Source organism: Pantoea latae (assembly GCF_002077695.1).
GTDB classification, from domain to species: Bacteria; Pseudomonadota; Gammaproteobacteria; order Enterobacterales; family Enterobacteriaceae; genus Pantoea; species Pantoea latae.
Genome location: NZ_MWUE01000028.1, coordinates 56,012 through 75,295 on the forward strand (window position 1 = coordinate 56,012; position 19,284 = coordinate 75,295).

The 19,284-nt window shown below is 61.3% G+C and carries 18 protein-coding genes; 9 read left to right on the top strand and 9 right to left on the bottom strand.

Annotated elements, in window-relative coordinates:
• Positions 1-16: 16 nt before the first annotated feature.
• Positions 17-2,263 (bottom strand): phosphoenolpyruvate--protein phosphotransferase, encoded by a 2,247-nt coding sequence (gene ptsP / locus B2J69_RS19040; RefSeq protein ID WP_081141201.1) that lies wholly within the window; start codon positions 2,261-2,263, stop codon positions 17-19.
• Between the two features lie 11 nt (positions 2,264-2,274).
• Entirely contained in the window at positions 2,275-2,805 is a 531-nt protein-coding gene (gene rppH / locus B2J69_RS19045; protein ID WP_033752842.1) for an RNA pyrophosphohydrolase, read from the bottom strand.
• Between the two features lie 685 nt (positions 2,806-3,490).
• On the opposite strand from rppH, the gene mutH reads away from it, so the two are divergent.
• The 4 genes from mutH to B2J69_RS19065 all read left to right on the top strand — a co-directional run bounded on the left by mutH (position 3,491) and on the right by B2J69_RS19065 (position 6,498).
• Positions 3,491-4,168: a DNA mismatch repair endonuclease MutH gene (gene mutH / locus B2J69_RS19050; protein WP_081141202.1), complete on the top strand. Its 678-nt coding sequence runs from the start codon at positions 3,491-3,493 to the stop codon at positions 4,166-4,168.
• A 60-nt stretch (positions 4,169-4,228) separates the two neighbouring features.
• Entirely contained in the window at positions 4,229-4,939 is a 711-nt protein-coding gene (locus B2J69_RS19055; RefSeq protein WP_081141203.1) for a TerC family protein, read from the top strand.
• A gap of 159 nt (positions 4,940-5,098) precedes the next feature.
• On the top strand, positions 5,099-5,317 hold the full coding sequence (locus tag B2J69_RS19060) for a YgdI/YgdR family lipoprotein (protein ID WP_081141204.1): 219 nt from the start codon (positions 5,099-5,101) through the stop codon (positions 5,315-5,317).
• A gap of 140 nt (positions 5,318-5,457) precedes the next feature.
• Positions 5,458-6,498: an NADP(H)-dependent aldo-keto reductase gene (locus tag B2J69_RS19065; RefSeq protein ID WP_081141205.1), complete on the top strand. Its 1,041-nt coding sequence runs from the start codon at positions 5,458-5,460 to the stop codon at positions 6,496-6,498.
• Positions 6,499-6,718: 220 nt separating this feature from the next.
• Here B2J69_RS19065 and dinB read toward each other — a convergent pair whose 3' ends face one another.
• Positions 6,719-7,771, bottom strand: a complete 1,053-nt coding sequence (gene dinB, locus B2J69_RS19070; RefSeq protein ID WP_269087969.1) for a DNA polymerase IV — start codon at positions 7,769-7,771, stop codon at positions 6,719-6,721.
• Positions 7,772-8,042: 271 nt separating this feature from the next.
• On the opposite strand from dinB, the gene dpaA reads away from it, so the two are divergent.
• Positions 8,043-8,786, top strand: coding sequence for a peptidoglycan meso-diaminopimelic acid protein amidase (dpaA, locus tag B2J69_RS19075; RefSeq protein WP_081141207.1), 744 nt, complete (start codon positions 8,043-8,045; stop codon positions 8,784-8,786).
• On the opposite strand, the gene B2J69_RS19080 is transcribed toward dpaA, so the two are convergent.
• Positions 8,757-9,524 carry a class II glutamine amidotransferase gene (locus B2J69_RS19080; RefSeq protein ID WP_081141208.1) on the bottom strand — a complete coding sequence of 256 codons (768 nt, stop codon included), beginning with the start codon at positions 9,522-9,524 and terminating at the stop codon, positions 8,757-8,759. The two genes, dpaA and B2J69_RS19080, sit on opposite strands and share 30 nt — an antisense overlap.
• A gap of 54 nt (positions 9,525-9,578) precedes the next feature.
• Positions 9,579-10,157 carry a D-sedoheptulose 7-phosphate isomerase gene (gene lpcA / locus B2J69_RS19085; protein ID WP_081141209.1) on the bottom strand — a complete coding sequence of 193 codons (579 nt, stop codon included), beginning with the start codon at positions 10,155-10,157 and terminating at the stop codon, positions 9,579-9,581.
• A gap of 215 nt (positions 10,158-10,372) precedes the next feature.
• Here lpcA and fadE point away from each other — a divergent pair, with 215 nt between their 5' ends.
• Positions 10,373-12,820 carry an acyl-CoA dehydrogenase FadE gene (gene fadE, locus B2J69_RS19090; protein ID WP_081141210.1) on the top strand — a complete coding sequence of 816 codons (2,448 nt, stop codon included), beginning with the start codon at positions 10,373-10,375 and terminating at the stop codon, positions 12,818-12,820.
• Positions 12,821-13,002: 182 nt separating this feature from the next.
• Here the strand turns inward: fadE and mtnK are convergent, their stop codons facing one another.
• Positions 13,003-14,202 carry an S-methyl-5-thioribose kinase gene (mtnK, locus tag B2J69_RS19095; protein ID WP_081141211.1) on the bottom strand — a complete coding sequence of 400 codons (1,200 nt, stop codon included), beginning with the start codon at positions 14,200-14,202 and terminating at the stop codon, positions 13,003-13,005.
• Positions 14,203-14,338: 136 nt separating this feature from the next.
• Here mtnK and mtnA point away from each other — a divergent pair, with 136 nt between their 5' ends.
• Positions 14,339-15,358 carry an S-methyl-5-thioribose-1-phosphate isomerase gene (gene mtnA, locus B2J69_RS19100; protein ID WP_081141212.1) on the top strand — a complete coding sequence of 340 codons (1,020 nt, stop codon included), beginning with the start codon at positions 14,339-14,341 and terminating at the stop codon, positions 15,356-15,358.
• A 29-nt stretch (positions 15,359-15,387) separates the two neighbouring features.
• Here mtnA and B2J69_RS19105 read toward each other — a convergent pair whose 3' ends face one another.
• From B2J69_RS19105 to B2J69_RS19115, 3 genes are read right to left on the bottom strand one after another with little or no spacing between them, the layout of a single operon-like run.
• Entirely contained in the window at positions 15,388-15,930 is a 543-nt protein-coding gene (locus B2J69_RS19105; protein WP_081141213.1) for a 1,2-dihydroxy-3-keto-5-methylthiopentene dioxygenase, read from the bottom strand.
• A complete protein-coding gene (gene mtnC, locus B2J69_RS19110; RefSeq protein ID WP_081141214.1) occupies positions 15,927-16,604 on the bottom strand; it encodes an acireductone synthase in 678 nt (225 codons plus the stop codon). Before mtnC ends, B2J69_RS19105 begins: the two co-directional genes overlap by 4 nt.
• Complete coding sequence (locus tag B2J69_RS19115) at positions 16,601-17,215, bottom strand: methylthioribulose 1-phosphate dehydratase (RefSeq protein ID WP_081141215.1); 615 nt, start codon at positions 17,213-17,215, stop codon at positions 16,601-16,603. The genes mtnC and B2J69_RS19115 overlap by 4 nt, the downstream gene beginning before the upstream one ends.
• A 131-nt stretch (positions 17,216-17,346) precedes the next feature.
• On the opposite strand from B2J69_RS19115, the gene B2J69_RS19120 reads away from it, so the two are divergent.
• Both B2J69_RS19120 and B2J69_RS19125 read left to right on the top strand, forming a co-directional pair.
• Positions 17,347-18,507: a pyridoxal phosphate-dependent aminotransferase gene (locus B2J69_RS19120; protein WP_081141216.1), complete on the top strand. Its 1,161-nt coding sequence runs from the start codon at positions 17,347-17,349 to the stop codon at positions 18,505-18,507.
• Entirely contained in the window at positions 18,495-19,265 is a 771-nt protein-coding gene (locus B2J69_RS19125) for an amidohydrolase (RefSeq protein ID WP_081141217.1), read from the top strand. Before B2J69_RS19120 ends, B2J69_RS19125 begins: the two co-directional genes overlap by 13 nt.
• The last annotated feature ends 19 nt before the right edge of the window (positions 19,266-19,284 follow it).

Sequence of the window (19,284 nt, forward strand, 5' to 3'; positions counted from 1 at the left end):
TAAACGAGGATAACGCCTAGCGCCCGCCGCGGATCAGGCCGCCCAGTCCGCGCCGCTCCATAAAGGCAGCCACCAGATGGCGCACTTCCGACGCGGTGTGGGCGCCAAGGCCCTGCTCGCTCAGCTTTTGCGTCTCTTCTTTATCCAGATGGCGCAGCAGGTATTTTACCCGCGGCACGTTCTTGCCGTTCATGCTGAGGTGGTGATAGCCCAGCCCCACCAGCAGCGCGACGCACATCGGATCGCCCGCCATTTCACCACAAAGACAGAGTTCGAGATTCGCCAGACGGGCTTCGGTGGCGATCGCCTGCAGCGCGCGCAGCATCGCAGGATGCAGCGGATCGTACAGGTTGGCGACGCGCGTGTTGTTGCGATCCACCGCCATCAGATACTGGGTCAGGTCGTTGGTGCCGACCGAGACGAAATCGACGCGCGACTGCAGCTGCGGGATCATAAACAGCATCGACGGCACTTCGATCATCACGCCGACGCGCGGCTTGGGAATAACGTAGCCCAGCATCTCTTCCACTTCGCGTCCGGCGCGCTGGATCAAGCGCACCGCGTCGTCGATCTCGTCGATATGGCTGATCATCGGCAGCAGAATGCTGAGGTTGCCGGAGGCGGCGTTGGCGCGCAGCATGGCGCGCACCTGCACCAGAAAAATCTCTGGCTGATCGAGCGTCAGGCGAATGCCGCGCCAGCCAAGGCAGGGATTCTCTTCGCTGATCGGCATATAGGGCAGCTGCTTGTCGGCGCCGACGTCGAGCGTGCGCAGCGTCACCGGCTTGTTGTGAAACAGCTGCAGCATGCCCTGATACTGCGCCACCTGCTCCTCTTCCGAGGGGAAGCCGCTCTGCAGCATAAAGGGAATTTCGGTGCGGTAGAGGCCGATGCCGTCGACCCAGCTGTCGAGCGTCTGCTCGTGCTCCGGGCTGAGGCCGGCGTTGAGCATCACCTGAATGCGCTCGCCGCTTTTCAGCTCGCCGGGCTGATCGACTACCCCTTCCGCCATTTTGCTCAGCGCGTTCTCTTCGCTGATCAGGCGCTGATACTCCTGCACCAGCACCGGCTCGGGATCGATCAGCAGTTCGCCGCGGTAGCCGTCGACAATCAGCAGGCGTTTATTAAGCTGCGCCGGCAGGATATCCGCGCCCATCACCGTGGGAATGCCCATGGCGCGCGTCAGGATGGCGGCGTGCGAGTTGGCCGCGCCGTCGCGCACCACGATGCCCGCCAGCCGCTCGTGCGGCAGCTCCGCCAGCGTGGTGGCGGTCAGCTCGTCGGCCACCAGCACAAAGCGCTCCGGCCAAGCGTTGGTGCCGACCAGCGAGTCGTCAAGGTGGAACAAGAGACGCTGGCCGAGCACGCGCAGGTCGCCCGCGCGCTCGCGCAGGTAGTTATCGCTCAGGCTGGCGAACTGGGCGGCGAACTTTTCGATCACCTTTTTGACCGCCCATTCGGCGACCGATCCCTGCTCGATCTCGGCAAAGAGATCTTTTTTCAGGCGGGCGTCGGTCAGCAGGTGGGAGTAGAGATCGAAGATTGCCGCGCTCTCTTTCTGCACGCCGGCGGCGAAGCGTTTGCTGAAGCGGCGAAATTCGCTGGCGGCTTCGCTCATCGCCACCACCAGCCGTTCGCGTTCGCGCTGAGTGTCGAGCGTCGAGGCGGCGGAGACCTGATCGAGCAGCGGCTGGGTTTCATCGACCCAGCCAGGCGCGACGGCGACGCCGGGCGCGGCGGCGATAGCGCGCACCCGCGTCTGGCGGAACTGGCCGAACAGCTGGCCGAGCTGCGACTGCGACAGCAGCGTCGCCATCTGCGTCGCCAGCGTGACGAGGAAAGACTCTTCGCTTTCGTCGAACTGGCGATGCTCGCGCTGCTGCACCACCAGCACGCCCAGCAGCTGACGGCGGCTGATGATCGGCACGCCGAGGAAAGAGCGATAGCGCTCTTCCTTTACCGCGGGAATATATTTGAAGCTGGGGTGGCTTTGCGCATCCGCCAGGTTGATCGGCTCGGCGAGACGTCCCACCAAACCGACAATCCCTTCGTCGAACGCCAGCGTAACGGTGCGGCCGCGCGGTTTTTTCAGGCCGCGCGTGGCCATCAGGTAGTAGCAATGGTGATCGTGATCCGCCAGGTAAACAGAGCACACTTCCGTGTCCATCGCCAGGCAGATCTCATTGACCAGAATGTCGAGCGCGTCGTTGAGACGCGGCGCGCTCGCCACCTTTTCGACTATTTCGCGCAACTGAGTGAGCATAAGGGCGTGGCCTATCCTCTTTTCCGTCGATGGGCTGGCGCGCTGCGCTGCTGCCCTGCACTCTCCTGCATCGACATCACCACGCCAGCGAATTCCTTCATCACGCGACGATAGACATCGCGCTTAAAGGAGACAACCTGACGCACCGGATACCAGAAGCTCACCCAGCGCCAGCCGTCGAACTCCGGCGTGCTACTGTGTTGCACATTGATATCCGCGTCACTGCTCATCAACTGCAGAAGAAACCACTTTTGTTTCTGGCCGATACAGACCGGCTTCGTGTCCCAACGCACCAAACGTTTTGGCAATTTGTAGCGCAACCAGTTTCGGGTAGATGCAAGTATTCGAACATCTTTACGGTGTAAACCCACTTCTTCGAACAGTTCGCGATACATCGCCTGTTCGGCGGTTTCACCGGGATTGATGCCTCCCTGAGGAAACTGCCAGGAGTGCTGTCCAAAGCGCCTGGCCCACAACACTTGTCCTTGCCTGTTACAGATTACGATACCAACATTCGGGCGGTAGCCATCATCATCGATCACTGGACTACCTCAAAGCTAAATTTGAATAGCCTGATTGTTTCACACTCCTTACAGGCGGTAAACCACTGGATTCGCGGGGAGAACGCCGCCTTAACCCTGGATAACTCACAGGGTATCCAGAGTTATAAACAATGGAGCGCATAAAGCGCCGATCTTATTCACGTTTTCTGTGGATAGCGTTGTGCAGAACGCGGGAATTAGCTGAATAAACTTTTTCGCGCCCTGCCGGCCCCATGCACAATATAGCTTTTTTTATCATTGTAAAACAGGCGATTAAACCACTCTTATTCAGAATACCGCCGCCTGAATAGCTTTTCCCGACGCCAGAAAATTCGCAGCTGGTTAAAGATCAAGCGACGCCGTTTTTATCCACAGACAATGGAGTAAACTTGGTCGCCTGTGACCAGAAAAGCCGCATCAGGCCCAAAGTCAAGGCTGTAAATCGAACCAGTAACCCTGTTACGCCCGGGTTATCCCACCGATCTGTGGATAACTTAGACGAAGATCCTGTTCATTGTTGCCGGCAGTCAGGGATAACCCGTGAATTCCGTCAGCGGCGAAAAAGCGTTGAGGTTAAAAAAGCATGATGAATCATGCTATTATCGTTTCCCTTTCTTGCAGTGCTGCTGTGGACAACGTTCTGCGGGAAAAAACTGTCTATTTTTTGACCAGATGAGTGGCCATCATGATCCAGCTCCCCTCCCCGCCTGAAAACGAAGCGATTCTGCTGGCGCGCGCTCATGCGCTGGCAGGCGAAACGCTGGCCGCGCTGGCGCAGCGGGCCGATCTGCCAATCCCGGCCGACCTGCGCCGTGATAAAGGCTGGGTCGGTATGCTGCTGGAGCGCTATCTCGGCGCCAGCGCGGGCAGCAAAGCGGAGCAGGATTTTGCGCATCTCGGCATCGAACTCAAAACCATTCCCATCGACGCGCAGGGCAAACCGCTGGAGACCACCTTTGTTTGCGTGGCGCCGCTGACCGGCAATAGCGGCGTTACCTGGGAAACCAGCCATGTGCGCCACAAGCTGGCGCGGGTGCTGTGGATCCCGGTCGAGGGCGACCGCGCAATCCCGCTGGCGCAGCGCCGCGTTGGCGCGCCGCTGCTGTGGAGCCCGGATGAAGAAGAGGAGCGGATGCTGCGTCAGGACTGGGAAGAGCTGATGGATATGATTGTACTGGGCCAGGTGGAGCGCATTACCGCGCGCCACGGCGCCTGGCTGCAGATTCGGCCCAAAGCCGCCAACAGCCGGGCGCTGACGGAGGGCATCGGCGAACAGGGCGAACCCATTATGACGCTGCCGCGCGGCTTTTATCTGAAGAAAAGCTTTACCGCCCCGCTGCTGGCGCGCCATTTTTTACTGTAAGTGCCTTGAATTGAATGCGTATAATCGCCGTTTACTTTTCGTTTAACATTGAGAGTGCGCATGTTTGAGTGGATAACCGATCCCAACGCCTGGCTGGCGCTGGGCACGCTGACCATCCTCGAAGTGGTTCTGGGCATTGATAATATTATCTTTTTATCGCTGGTGGTCGCTAAGCTACCTAAACATCAGCAGGCGAGCGCCCGCCGTCTGGGTCTGATGGGCGCGATGGTGATGCGCCTCTGCCTGCTGGCCTCTATCGCCTGGGTCGCGCGTCTGACCCATCCGCTGTTTACCCTGTTCGACCACGCGTTCTCCTGGCGCGACCTGATCCTGCTGGGCGGCGGCCTGTTCCTGCTGTGGAAATCGAGCATGGAGATCCATGAAACCATCGAAGGAGGCGAAGAGGAGCACAAGACCAACGTGCACTCTTTTCTCGGCGCCATCGTGCAGATCATGCTGCTGGACATTATCTTCAGCCTCGACTCGGTGATCACCGCCGTTGGCCTCTCCGATCATCTGTTTATTATGATGGCGGCGGTGGTGATTGCGGTGCTGATGATGATGTTCGCCGCGCGCGCCATCGGCGAGTTCGTCGATCGTCATCCGTCGATCAAAATGCTGGCGCTGTCGTTCCTGATTCTGGTGGGCTTTACCCTGATCCTCGAAAGCTTCGCGGTGCATGTACCAAAAGGTTACATTTATTTCGCCATGTTCTTCTCGATGGCGGTTGAGTGCCTGAACCTGATGCGCAGTAAGAAAAACAGGGCGTAAGAAAGTCAAGGGCGGCTATAGCCGCCCGTTTATTTTCAGATTCATGCGATAACGCAAAGCGTCAAAACGATTTATTACTACACTTTTTGCAGTTAATGCTGCGCGCCCCTGGCTGGCGACGCGGCCCACTGGCTGACGGGAGTGAGAGGAATAAGCGTGATGAAAGAGTTGGCAGGCGTAGCAGTGTTGATTTTTGCCGCCGTAACGCTGAGCGGGTGCAGTTCAGATTATGTGATGGCGACAAAAGATGGACAGATGATCATGACGGAAGGCAAGCCGACCATCGATAAAGAAACCGGCCTGGTGAAATACACCGATCAATCCGGTCATGAAGTACAGATCAACGGCGACGAAGTGTCGACCATCATTGAGCGTTAAGTGCCATTTCAGGTCACCTGGCCGGCGATTTGCGTGGACAGGTGATTTCCCCGATTTTCCCCACTTCCTTCCCCGCTGATTCACGCGTTATAGTCCCACAGGACACACCATTACATTCCATAAGAATAAGGAAGACGGCTATGCATTATCACCGTATCCCCCATAGCACGCTGGAAGTCAGTCAGCTGGGGCTAGGAACCATGACGTTTGGTGAACAGAACAGCGAAGCCGACGCCCATGAACAGCTCGATTACGCCCTCGCCAGCGGCATTAACCTGATCGATACCGCGGAGATGTATCCCGTGCCGCCGCGTCCGGAAACCCAGGGATTAACAGAGCAGTATATCGGCAGCTGGCTGAAGAAGCGCGGCAGCCGCGACAAGGTGATCCTCGCCAGCAAGGTGGCCGGGCCGGTGCGCGGGGCCGACGCCTCGATCCGCCCGCATCAGGCGCTGGACCGCAAGAATATCCGCGAGGCGCTGGACGCCAGCCTGAAGCGTCTCAATACCGACTACCTCGACCTTTATCAGCTGCACTGGCCACAGCGGCAGACCAACTACTTCGGCAAGCTGGGCTATCAATATAGCGAACTGACCAATCCGGTGACGCTGCTGGAGACGCTGGAGGCGCTGACCGAGCAGGTGCGCGCCGGCAAGATCCGCTATATCGGCGTGTCGAACGAAACCGCCTGGGGCGTGATGCGCTATCTGCAGCTGGCGGAGAAGCACGAGCTGCCGCGCATCGTGACCATTCAGAATCCCTATAGCCTGCTAAATCGCAGTTTTGAAGTGGGGCTGGCCGAAATCAGCCAGCACGAAGGGGTTGAGCTGCTGGCTTACTCCAGCCTCGCCTTCGGCACGCTGAGCGGCAAGTATCTTAACGGCGCGAAACCGGCCGGCGCGCGCAATACGCTGTTTAGCCGCTTTACGCGCTACAGCGGCGAGCAGTCGCAGCAGGCGATCGCGGCCTATGTGGCGCTGGCGCAGAAGCATCAGCTGGATCCGTCGCAGATGGCGCTGGCCTATGTGCGTCAGCAGCCGTTCGTCGCCAGCACCCTGCTGGGCGCCACCACGATGGAGCAGCTGAAGATCAATATCGACAGCTTTAACCTGACGCTGGACGCCGACGTGCTGGAAGGGATCGAGGCGATTCACCGCCGCTATACCTATCCGGCGCCTTAAGGGGGTGAGCGGTTGTTGCGAGTGGGTTTAGTGAGGTGGGCGTAGGCTGTTTGTCAGGTATTTGCGCTGCCAGCCTGGCCCGATCGCAAAGTCGCTCAAGGCATCCCTGCGCGCTCGGCCCGCGGCATCCCTGCCGCGGGACGCTTTGCTCTTCGGCCCAGGCTGGCAGCGCCTTGATTTTAGCGTTGCCTGTTAGCTAACGATTAGGTTTCGTTTGCAGCTACAGCCCCAACAGCAGCTGCCGCTCAAGCTGCGGATCCAGCAGCGTAACGTGCAGCCCCACCAGCCGCACGCCGCGTCCGGCGCGCCGCTCGTCCCAGGTTTTGCGCGCCACCGCGATTAAATCCTCTTTGTTCAGCTCCGGCCAGATATGCTCCTGCGTCGTCAGCTGAAAATCGTTGAACTTGAGCTTCACCCCCTGGCGCGCGATCTGCCGGTCGGGCCGCACCTGAGTCAGCCGCCGCTCCAGCTCTGCATAGAGAAAGTCGATAATCTCCAGGCACGCCTCCCAGCTGTGAATATCCTCCGCCAGCGTGCGCTCGACGCCAACCGACTTGCGCTCGCGCTCCACCACCACGCCGCGCTCGTCGATGCCGTGGCTGCGCTCCCAGAGCACGCGACCAAACTTGCCGAAGCGCTTGAGCAGCTGCGCCACGTCCGCTTTCTGCACGTCGGCGCAGGTGTGCAGCCCCATCTCCTCCAGCTTTTTCGTCGCCACTTTGCCGACGCCAGGGATTTTCGCCAGCGGCAGCGACAGCAAAAAGCCCGACATCTCCTGCGGCGTAATCACGTACTGCCCGTTCGGCTTGTTGAGGTCGGAGGCGATTTTGGCGAGAAACTTAATCGGCGCGATCCCTGCCGACGCGGTCAGCCCGGTTTCGCGCAGGATGGTGTCGCGAATGTCGCGGGCGATCAGCGTGGCGGAGCCGTGACAGTGCGGGCTGTCGGTAACGTCGAGATAGGCTTCGTCCAGCGACAGCGGTTCAATTAGCGGGGTATAGCGCAGAAAAATGTCGCGGATCTGCTGCGAGGCCTCTTTATAGGCGTCGAAACGCCCCGGCAGCAGTTTAAGGTGCGGACAAAGCTTCAGCGCCATCGCGGTGGGCATCGCGCTGCGCACGCCGAAGGTGCGTGCCGGGTAGTTGGCCGTACTGATCACGCCGCGTCGTTCACGGCTGCCGCCAATGGCGATGGGGATATCGCGCAACGCCGGGTTGTCGCGCATCTCCACCGCTGCATAGAAGCAGTCCATATCGACATGTATGATTTTCACGCTGGTTCGCCGTCAGAGTTTCGTCTGCCCTAATGATACTGTATAGATGTACAGACGCAAAAGGCGCACATCCTGTCCTGCTTCTCTGCCGCCACTAAAGTTTACAAATTTCTGGCCGTCAACCCTTGAGGAAAGCGTGAATTTACCCGGCGGCGTCTTGATAAAAAAACAGACAATGCTAATGTTGCGCTGCGGTAGCGGAGTTTTCCGATAATGCAAGTCTGAGACGCGTCTCGCGTCACCGTTCTTCCTCACTCAAGGTACACACAGCATGGGCAAAATCGCACTTCTGTTTGCGATGATTTTGATGCCAGCCCTCAGCATGGCAATGACTCCCGAGCCGACGCAGCAGATGTCGACGCCGGTAAGCAAAGAATTAAAGAAACAGTTACTCGGCACGCCGATTTATATTCAGATTTTTAAGGAAGAACGCACGCTGGAGCTGTACGGCAAAATCGGCAACGAATTTCGCCTGCTCGACACCTACCGCATCTGTAACTTTTCCGGCGGCCTCGGTCCGAAACGCCGCGAAGGGGATTTTAAAAGCCCGGAAGGCTTCTACAGCGTCAGGCTCAACCAGCTGAAGCCGGACAGCCGCTTTTATCGCGCCATCAACGTCGGCTTTCCTAACCAGTACGATCGCGATCACGCCTATACCGGCAACTACCTGATGATCCACGGCAACTGCAAATCGATCGGCTGCTACGCCATGACCGACGCCTATATGGATGAGATCTTTACCTACGTCAACGCGGCGCTGCGCAACGGCCAGCCGCAGGTAGAGATCAGCATCTTTCCGTTCCGCATGACCGACAGCAACATGCAGCGCCACCGCTACTCGACCTACGCCAGCTTCTGGCGCGAGCTGCAGCCGGGCTATGCCTGGTTTGCGAAATACCATCAGCCGCCGACGGTCAACGTCGCCAGCGGCAGCTATGTGATGAACAGCAGCCCGGTTATCGTCAATCCCGAAGCCGCCTCTAAATCATTCCTGGCGCTCACCAAGGCAGAATAACGCCCACTCACCTGGCACAATCCGGTGCCAGGTTTCATTTCCCGTCAGCGGCTGCGTCGCAATCACCGTCACTACGTCGTTGGCGGTGGTGTGCTGCTGGAAGTCAATCTCGACGTCCTGATCGAGCAGCTGCGCTTTGCCGAAGGGCGCGCGGCGCGTGATCCAGTAGAGATTGGTTGAGCAGAAGGCCATCAGATAGCGCCCGTCCGACAGCAGCATATTAAACACCCCTTTCTGCCGCAGCTCACTCGCCAGCTCCGCCACATAGCGAAACACCGCCGGCCAGTTGGCGGGCGTGCGCGGATAGCGCGTCGCCAGCTTGTGCAGGATCCAGCAGAACGCCTTTTCGCTGTCGGTTTCGCCCACCGGACGAAAATGGCCGGTTTCCAGCTGGCGATAGCCTTTTAGCTGGCCGTTGTGCGCGTAGGTCCAGTTGCGTCCCCACAGCTCGCGGGTAAAGGGATGGGTGTTTTCCAGCGACACCGGCCCGCGATTCGCCTGGCGAATATGCGCCACCACCGAATGGGACTTGATGGGGTACTCCTGCACCAGCCGCGCGATGGGCGAGTTATAGCTCGGCAGCGGATCTTTAAAGGTGCGGCATCCGCGATCTTCATAAAAGGTGATGCCCCAGCCATCTTTATGCGGGCCGGTTCCGCCGCCGCGCTGCACCAGGCCGGTAAAACTGAAACAGATATCGGTTGGAACGTTAGCGCTCATCCCGAGCAATTCGCACATAGCTACCGCCTTAGTCAGAAATGCCGCCAGCCTGCTGCCCGGCGGCCAGCGCCTTTACTTCACCATCTCTTTTTCAATCAGCAGCATCAGGATATGGATCACTTTGATGTGGATCTCCTGAATGCGGTCGGCGTAGCCGAAGTGCGGCACGCGGATCTCGATATCCGCCGAGCCTGCCATCTTGCCGCCATCTTTGCCGGTCAGGGCGATCACCTTCATGCCCTGCGCGCGCGCCGCCTCAATCGCCTTGATGATATTGGCCGAGTTGCCGGAGGTCGACAGCCCCAGCAGCACATCGCCCGGACGCCCCACCGCCTCGATATAGCGCGAGAAGACGTAGTCGTAGCCGAAGTCGTTGCTGACGCAGGAGAGATGGCTGACGTCGGAGATGGCGATAGCCGGATAGCCCGGACGGTTTTCGCGATAGCGGCCGGTCAGCTCTTCGGCAAAATGCATCGCGTCGCAGTGCGAGCCGCCGTTGCCGCAGGAGAGCACTTTTCCGCCCGCCTTAAAGCTGTCGGCCAGCAGCACCGCCGCGCGCTGAATCGCGTGAATATTGGCTTCGTCGCTGAGGAAGTTATTAAGCGTATCCGCTGCTTCATTCAGCTCGGAGCGAATGATGTCCTGGTACATAGGGATGTCCTTGTAGGTAAAAGAGTGACGCTACAAGTTTAACGGAATGGCGGGTTGCCGCAAAGCGCGCGCCGCGCGGTTCTTCCGCGGCGCTGGCGCAGGGATTTTGTGAGTCAGGTTGTAATTGCGATGTAAACGAATTGCTAATTATCGCCCGCTGTCATACACCTCTAGCATAACAGGTCAGACCTCTTACTACTTACGGAGCCGTGATTATGATGGTTGTGTCGATCGTTGCGACGCTGGTGCTCATCAGCGCCCTGTTTTATCACCGCGTTTCCCTGGCGGCGAGCAGCGCGATTTTGCTGCTGTGGACCGCCGGCTGGAGCGCAGCGCACCTCTGGACGCCCTGGCTGCTGCTGCCGCTGGCGCTGATCCTGCTGCCGCTTAACCTCGCTTCGATGCGTCGTTCGCTGTTTTCAAAGCCGATGCTGCAGCGTTTTCAACAGGTGATGCCGCCGATGTCACGCACGGAGAAAGAGGCGATCGACGCCGGCACCACCTGGTGGGAAGGCGATCTGTTTCAGGGCAAGCCGGACTGGCAGAAGCTGCATAACTATCCGCAGCCGCGCCTGACGCCACAAGAGCAGGCGTTTCTCGACGGCCCGGTGGAAGAGGCGTGCCGCATGGCCAACGACTTCGCCATCACCCATGAGATGGCGGATCTGCCGCCGGAGCTGTGGGCATATCTGAAAGAGCAGCGCTTTTTCGCCATGATCATCAAGAAAGAGTATGGCGGCCTCGAGTTTTCCGCCTACGCGCAGGCGCGCGTGCTGCAAAAGCTGGCGGGCGTCTCCGGCATTCTGGCGATTACCGTCGGCGTGCCTAACTCGCTCGGCCCAGGGGAACTGCTGCAGCACTACGGCACTGACCAGCAGAAGGATCACTATCTGCCGCGCCTGGCGCGCGGCGACGAAATCCCCTGTTTCGCCCTGACCAGCCCGGAAGCGGGCTCCGACGCCGGCGCCATCCCCGATACCGGCGTGGTCTGCATGGGCGAGTGGCAGGGCAAGCAGGTGCTGGGCATGCGCCTGACCTGGAACAAACGCTATATCACGCTGGCGCCGGTGGCGACGGTGCTGGGGCTCGCCTTTAAGCTCTCCGATCCCGATCGCCTGCTGGGCGACACCGAGTCGCTGGGCATTACCTGCGCGCTGATCCCCACCAGCACGCCGGGCGTTGAAATCGGCAAGCGTCACTTCCCGCTTAACGTGCCGTTCCAGAACGGCCCGACGCGCGGCAAGGATATTTTCGTGCCGATCGACTTTATTATCGGCGGGCCGCAGATGGCGGGTCAGGGCTGGAGGATGCTGGTGGAATGTTTGTCAGTGGGACGCGGCATTACCCTGCCCTCCAATTCCACCGGCAGCCTGAAAAGCGTGGCGCTGGCCACCGGCGCCTATGCGCATATTCGCCGTCAGTTTAAAGTCTCTATCGGCAAGATGGAGGGCATTGAGGAGCCGCTGGCGCGCATCGCCGGCAACGCCTACGTGATGGACGCCGCAGCAACGCTGATCACCACCGGCATTATGCAGGGAGAAAAACCGGCGGTGCTGTCGGCAATTGTGAAGTATCACTGCACTCATCGCGGCCAGCGCGCCATTATGGACGCCATGGATATCGCCGGCGGTAAAGGCATTATGCTCGGTAACAGTAACTTCCTCGCCCGCGCCTATCAGGGCGCGCCGATCGCCATTACGGTGGAAGGCGCCAATATTCTGACGCGCAGCATGATTATCTTTGGTCAGGGCGCGATCCGCTGTCATCCGTTCGTGCTGAAAGAGATGGCGGCGGCGGCGAGCCAGGATCTCAACGCCTTTGACGCCGCGCTGTTCAGCCATATCGGCTACGTGGGCAGCAACGCGGTGCGCAGCCTGTGGCTCGGCCTGACGGCGGGACGCAGCAGCGCCGCGCCGACGCGCGACGCCACGCGCCGCTACTACCAGCATCTCAACCGCCTGAGCGCCAACCTGGCGCTGCTGTCTGACGTCTCGATGGCGGTGCTGGGCGGCAGCCTGAAGCGACGCGAGCGTATTTCGGCGCGTCTGGGCGATGTGCTGAGCCAGCTCTATCTCGCCTCCGCGACGCTGAAGCGCTATGACGACGAAGGACGCCACGAGGCCGATCTGCCGCTGGTGCACTGGGGCGTGCAGGATGCGCTGCATCAGGCGGAGCAGGCGATGGAGGATCTGCTGCGCAACTTCCCTAATCGGCTGGCGGCGGGCGCGCTGCGCATGATGATTTTCGCCGGCGGCACGCACTGTCCGGCGCCGAGCGACCGGCTGGATCACCAGCTGGCGAAGCTGCTACAGCTTCCTTCCGCGACCCGTACGCGTCTGGGGCGCGGCCAGTATCTGACGCCGAGCGAGCATAATCCGGCGGGCCAGCTTGAGCAGGCGTTGCAGGAGGTGATGGCGGCGGAGGCGATCCACGATCGCCTGTGTAAACAGCAGAAGCAGCACTTCTCGTTCACCCGGCTGGACGCGCTGGCGCAGCAGGCGCTGAGCGCGGGCTGGATTGACGCCGCCGAGGCTGAGGTGCTGACGCGCGCCGAAGCGAGCCGTCTGCGCGCCATTAACGTCGATGAGTTTGCCGCGGATGCGCTGGCGGTGCCGGTGAAGCAGCCGGCGGTGAAGGCGGCGCGGGAGAGCGAGGCGGCGTAACAGAAAGATTTGCGTGCAAGGAGCGCGCGCGGGTGGCATAGCCCGATCGCAAAGACGCAAAAAGCGGCATCCTTGCCAGCTCGGCCCACGCCATCCATGGCGTGGGACGCTTTGCTCTTCGGTCTATGCCACCCGCGCGTTGAACATGTGTGCGGCCTGTGAAATGAGACCTCTGCCAGCCCTTACCCCGCCTGCCGAATACGCGCGAGCAGCGCCTCGGCATCCTCCACATGATCCGCCGCCAGAATCAGCGTGCGGCCCAGCGTAATGCAGCTGCGGATGCACTCGGTGCGCATCGCCTCATCCTTAATCAGCTTCATATCCGCCACGTGCGACATGCCGACGGTGCGGCGGATCAGCTCGGTGCCGCAGTAGCCGATGGTGTCAGCCCACACCTTGCGCAGAAACGCCTGCGCATAGCCGGGATACGCCAGCGCCACGTCCGCGGTTTTCTCCTGCGCCAGCGCCAGGAAACGCGCAGCAAAGGTATTCCACACCTCGCGCACGTCGTTAAGGCGACGCTCGCGACCTTCCGCCGCCTCGCGCGGGGCCAGCAGCCCCGGCAGACCGCAGTAGTTGATCAGCAGGTTGCCGAGCGCGGTGCCGACGTCAAAACCGATGGGGCCAAAATAGCCGAACTCCGCATCAATCGCCTTCAGGCTGTTGTCGGCGACGAAGATCGAGCCGCTGTGAATATCACCGTGCAGCAGCGCTTCGGCGTGGGCGAAAAAGCGGTGTTTTAGCCCTGCGACGGCGACGCGCAGCGCCTCGTCGTCGCGCAGGCTGGCGACCAGCGGCTCCAGCGCCGCCGGATAGCTGTTGCGCTCGTGGTCGGTATAGGGATCGTTAAAGAAGAGATCTTCGGTGATCTCGCACATCTCCGGGTTGATAAAGCGCGCCACCTCCGCCTTTTTCTTATGCGGATGCAGCACGAAATCAGAGGTGTGAAACAGCGTCTGCGCCAGATATTCGCCCAGCTGCGCCGCCGCCTGCGGATAGTACGCGCCCTTCACCAGCTCGCCGCGCCAGATACGGTGGCTGGAGAGATCCTCCATCACCATCACCGCCAGCGTCTCGTCGTAGTGCGTCACCTTCACGGTGTGCTGCGGACAATATTTGTAGTGCTCGACCAGGGTTTGCGCCTCGAGCCGCGCGCGATCCAGCGTCAGCGGCCAGGACTCGCCGACGCAGCGCACGTAAGGCAGCGCCTGCTTGACGATAACCCGGCTGTGGCCCTGCCGATCGAAAATCTTAAACACCAGGTTGAGATTGCCATCACCAATCTCTTGCGCCTCGACCAGCGCAGCGGGATCCTCCACGCCGCCAAAGGCGCGGGCATATTCAACGGCGTCCGCCGCGGTGAAGGTACGGTATTGCGACATTGCCATCTCTCTCCAACACAAGTCTCTGAATCGAAAACCCCGCCACGGCAGGCTAATAAGCCGTTCAGACGTCTATACATCCGTTCCGCATGTTGGCACAATACGCAATAACAACGCAACAGGGATTTCACAGACAATGCAAACACTCCGCACCACCAGCTTACAGGTTCGTGACAATCAGCTCTGGATCCTCGATCAGCAGGCGCTGCCGCAGCAAAAAAACTGGCTGCCGGCGCACGATGTGGCGCAGCTGGTTGGGCATATTCACGCCCTGCGCGTGCGCGGCGCGCCGCTGATTGGCCTTTCCGCCTCGCTGCTGCTGGCGCTGCTGGCCGAGGCGGGCGCCAGCCGCGACGCGCTGAGCCAGGCGCTGGAGGTGCTGCGCGCCGCGCGTCCGACGGCGGTCAACCTGATGAATAACCTGGACCGCATGAAGCTGGCGCTGGCGCAGCCCGATTTCGTTGCCGCGCTCAGCCAGGAGGCGCTGCGTCTGGTGGAGGAAGATCGCCAGCTGTGCGACAGCATCGCCGAGGCGGGCAGCGCGCTGGTGCAGCCCGAAAGCCGCCTGCTGACCCACTGCAACACCGGCGGGCTGGCAACGGCGGGCGTCGGCACCGCGCTGGGGGTCATTGCTCGCGCGCATCAGCAGGGCAAGGTGGCGAGCGTCTGGGTGGATGAGACGCGCCCGCTGCTGCAGGGCGGACGGTTAACCGCCTGGGAGCTAGGCGAGTTGGCGATCCCCTATCGGCTGATCGCCGATGCGATGGCGGCCAGCCTGATGGCGAGCGGCCAGGTCGACGCCATCTGGGTCGGCGCGGACCGCATCGCGGCCAACGGCGACGTGGCGAATAAAATCGGCACCTACAGCCTGGCGGTGCTGGCGCGCTACCATCAAATCCCCTTCTACGTCGCCGCGCCGCACACCACGCTGGATCGCCAGTGCGCCAGCGGCCGCGATATTCCTATCGAGCAGCGCGCCGCCAGCGAAGTAACCGGCGTGGCGGGCAGCTTCGGCAGCGTGCAGTGGGCACCGGAGAATGCGGCGGTCTACAACCCGGCGTTCGACGTGACGCCTGCGGCGCTGATCAGCGGCTGGGTGCTGGATACCGGCGTGGTGACGCCTGAAGCGGTGGCGGCGGGCGTGTTTCAGCCTTAGTCGGGCGCGCGACGCGCGCCCTGATGGCATTACGGCAGGCGCGGATAGGCGTCGGCGATGGCATCGCCGGTAAAGTGCGCCACCCAGCCCTCCTGATTATCGAAGATGCGGATGGCGGTGAAGTTCGGCGAGGATCCCATATCGAACCAGTGCGGCGTGCCCGCCGGCACTGAGATCAGATCGTTTTTCTCACACAGGATCTGATAGACCTGGCCGTCGAGATGCAGGCAGAACAGGCCCGCGCCTTCGACAAAGAACCGCACCTCATCTTCGCCGTGGGTGTGCTCGGAGAGAAACTTCTCGCGCAGCGTCTCTTTTTGCGGGTGGTCGGCGCGCATGCTGATCACGTCCCAGCTCTGATAGCCCTTCTCCGCCACCAGCCGATCGATGGCGTGCTGATAAGCCTCGATCACGTCGGCAGGCTGGGGATTGTCGCCTAAGTCGCGATCCGCCGCCCAGCGCTCAAAGCGCACATTTTTTGCATTCAGCCGCTCGCGGATCATCTCCGCATCGGTACTGTGCCACACCGGCAGCGTGGCTTCGGTATCGGTAAAAATGGTCAATGCACTCATGCTAAAACGACTCCCGAAAAGGTGTTCACCGGATGATGGCGGCTGTCGCTGTCTGCGGGGCCGCGAATTAACTGCACGGTATTCCATCCGGCTTCCGCTGCCGCATCCAGCTCCTGACGAATGTCGGAGAGGAACAGCAGCTGCTCAGCGGGCAGGCCGGTTTGGTCGGCGATAGTGCGGTAGGAAGCGACCTCGCGCTTGGCACCAACGCGCGTGTCGAAATAGCCGCTAAACAGGTCCGTAATATCACCTTCATCACTGTAGCCAAATAACAGTTTTTGCGCCGCTACCGAACCGGAAGAATAGACGTAGAGCTGAATGCCCTGCTCGCGCCAGGCGCGCAGCGCGGGCAGCACGTCAGGATAGAGATGGCCGGTAAAACGGCCGTTGACGTAGCCGTCGCGCCAGATCATCCCCTGCAGCGCTTTCAGACCGGTGGATTTGCGATCCTCATCCATAAAGCCCAGCAGGATCTGCGTCAGCGCGGCGAGATCGGCGTCGGGCTGCTGCGCCTCCGCGCGCACCGCGTCGAGCGCGGCGCGGACCTCGGGCTGATGCTGCTGCGCGCGGATAAACGCGGCGAGATGCTGGCGCGCGTAGGGAAAAAGCACCTCATGCACGAAGCGAATATCGCTGGTGGTGCCTTCAATATCGGTAACAATGGCGCGGATCATTGGGCCTCCAGCAGGCGACGTTGACGTTCGCATTCAAATAAAAACTCCAGACCTTCCAGATGGCGACGCGCTTCATTCACGTCCTGGCCCCAGCAGGTTAAGCCGTGGCCGCGCAGCAGAAAACCGTAGCGGAACGGCGTTTCCGCGGCGTATGCCTCAATGCGTCGCGCCAGCGCGTCGATATCCTGGTCGTTATCGAACAGCGGGATCGCCACGGCGTCGAGATGGCTGCGCTGGCCCGCCAGCGACTTCTGCATCTCGTAGCCCGCCAGCCGCAGCGCACTGCCTTTTTCCACGCGCGACAGCACGGTGGCGTTGACCGTATGCGTGTGCAGCACCGCGCCCGCCTCGGGAAACAGCCGGTAAATCAGCGTGTGCAACCCGGTTTCCGCCGAGGGTTTGCGCCCGGACGGTGCGCGGTTGGTGGCGATCTCCACCTGAATAAAGTCGTCGCGCGTCAGGCTGCCTTTATCCTTACCCGACTCGCTGAGCAGGCAGAAGCGGGCATCTTCGCGAACCGACATATTGCCGCCGGTGGCGGGCGCCCAGCCTTTGGCGCCGATCCAGTGGCAGGCCGCCACCAGCTGGTCGAGCGGAGAGTGTTCAGACATAGCGTTTCGGGCATCCTGTAGGTGGGTTTTAGACGTCTAAGCGTCTCGATTGCCAAATATTAACATCCTGTTTATAGTGGCTTCAACAAGGGGTTACTCCGCAATGACATTCGCGCTTAAGGCCATTAACCATGACGCAGCCCAACCTGACGCCGGAGAGCAAGCTTCCCGCCCTCGGCACCACCATTTTTACCCAGATGAGCGCACTGGCGCAGCAGCATAACGCCATCAACCTGTCGCAAGGCTTTCCCGATTTCGACGGCCCGCGCTATCTGCAGGCGCGCCTGGCGCATCACGTTAGCGAGGGCGCGAACCAGTATGCGCCGATGACCGGCGCGCTGCCGATGCGCGAGGCGATCGCCGAGAAAACCGCCGAGCTGTACGGCTATCGCCCCGACGTCAACAGCGACATCACCGTGACCGCCGGCGCGACCGAAGCGCTCTATGCGGCGATCACCGCGCTGGTGCGGCCGGGCGACGAGGTGATCTGCTTCGACCCGAGCTACGACAGCTATGCGCCCGCCGTGGAGCTGTCGGGCGGCGTGCTGAAACGCATCGCGCTGCAGCCGCCCGGTTTTCGCGTCGACTGGAAGGCGTTCGCCGCGCTGCTCTCCAGCAAAACCCGCCTGGTGATCCTCAATACGCCGCACAATCCTTCCGCCACCGTCTGGCGCAGCGCCGATTTCGCCGCGCTGTGGCAGGCGATCGCCGAGCAGGAGATCTACGTGCTGAGCGACGAGGTCTATGAGCATATCTGCTTCGACGAGGCGGGCCACGCCAGCGTGCTGGCGCATCCGCAGCTGCGTCAGCGCGCCGTCACCGTCTCCTCGTTCGGCAAAACCTTTCATATGACCGGCTGGAAGGTGGGCTACAGCGTCGCGCCCGCCGCTATCAGCGCCGAGATCCGCAAGGTGCATCAGTATCTGACCTTCTCGGTCAATACCCCGGCCCAGCTGGCGATCGCCGATATGCTGCGCCACGAGCCGTCGCACTACCGCGAACTCTCCGCCTTTTACCGCGCGCGCCGCGACCGGCTGGCGCAGGCGCTGGAGCAGAGCCGCTTCAAGGTGCTGCCGTGCGAAGGCACCTACTTTTTACTGGCGGACTACAGCGCCATCTCCGATCTCGACGACGTCAGCTTCTGCCAGTGGCTGACCAAAGAGGTGGGCGTGGCGGCGATCCCGCTGTCGGTGTTCTGCGCCGGGCCGTTTCCGCACAGGCTGATCCGCCTCTGCTTCGCCAAACAGGAGGCGACGCTCGACGCCGCTGCGGAGCGCTTATGTCAGATTTAAACATCACGGTTTTACAGGAAACCCTGCACTGGATGGACGGCGAGGCGAACCTGCGCCACTTCGACGGTGTGCTTGAGGGCATTACGGGCCGCGATCTGATTCTGCTGCCGGAGATGTTCACCACCGGCTTCGCTATGGAGGCGGCGCAGCGCTCGCTGCCGCAGGCGCAGGTGGTGGAGTGGCTGCATAAACACGCCGCGGCGAGCGACGCGCTGGTAGGCGGCAGCGCGGCGATCCAGACCGAGAAAGGCGCGGTGAATCGCTTCCTGCTGGTAGAGCCGGACGGCACGCTGCATCAGTATGACAAGCGCCACCTGTTCCGCATGGCGGACGAGCATCATCACTATCTGCCGGGCGAAGCGCGCGCGGTGCTACAGTGGCGCGGCTGGCGCATCCTGCCGCAGATCTGCTACGACCTGCGCTTCCCGGTCTTCTCCCGCAACCGCGACGACTACGATCTGGCGCTCTACGTGGCGAACTGGCCGGCGCCGCGCGCCCTGCACTGGCAGGCGCTGCTGCTGGCGCGCGCCATTGAGAATCAGGCCTATGTTGCGGGCTGCAACCGCGTCGGCAGCGACGGCAATCAGCATCACTACAGCGGCGACAGCCAGATTATTTCGCCGCAGGGCGAGATCCTCAGCGCCGCCCAGCCCGGCGCGCAGGCGCGGCTGGACGCGACGCTGTCGCTGGACACGCTGACCGCCTATCGCGAGCGCTTTCCGGCGTGGCGCGACGGCGATGCCTTTACGCTGAGCTAGCGCCGGGCAAAAAAAAGCC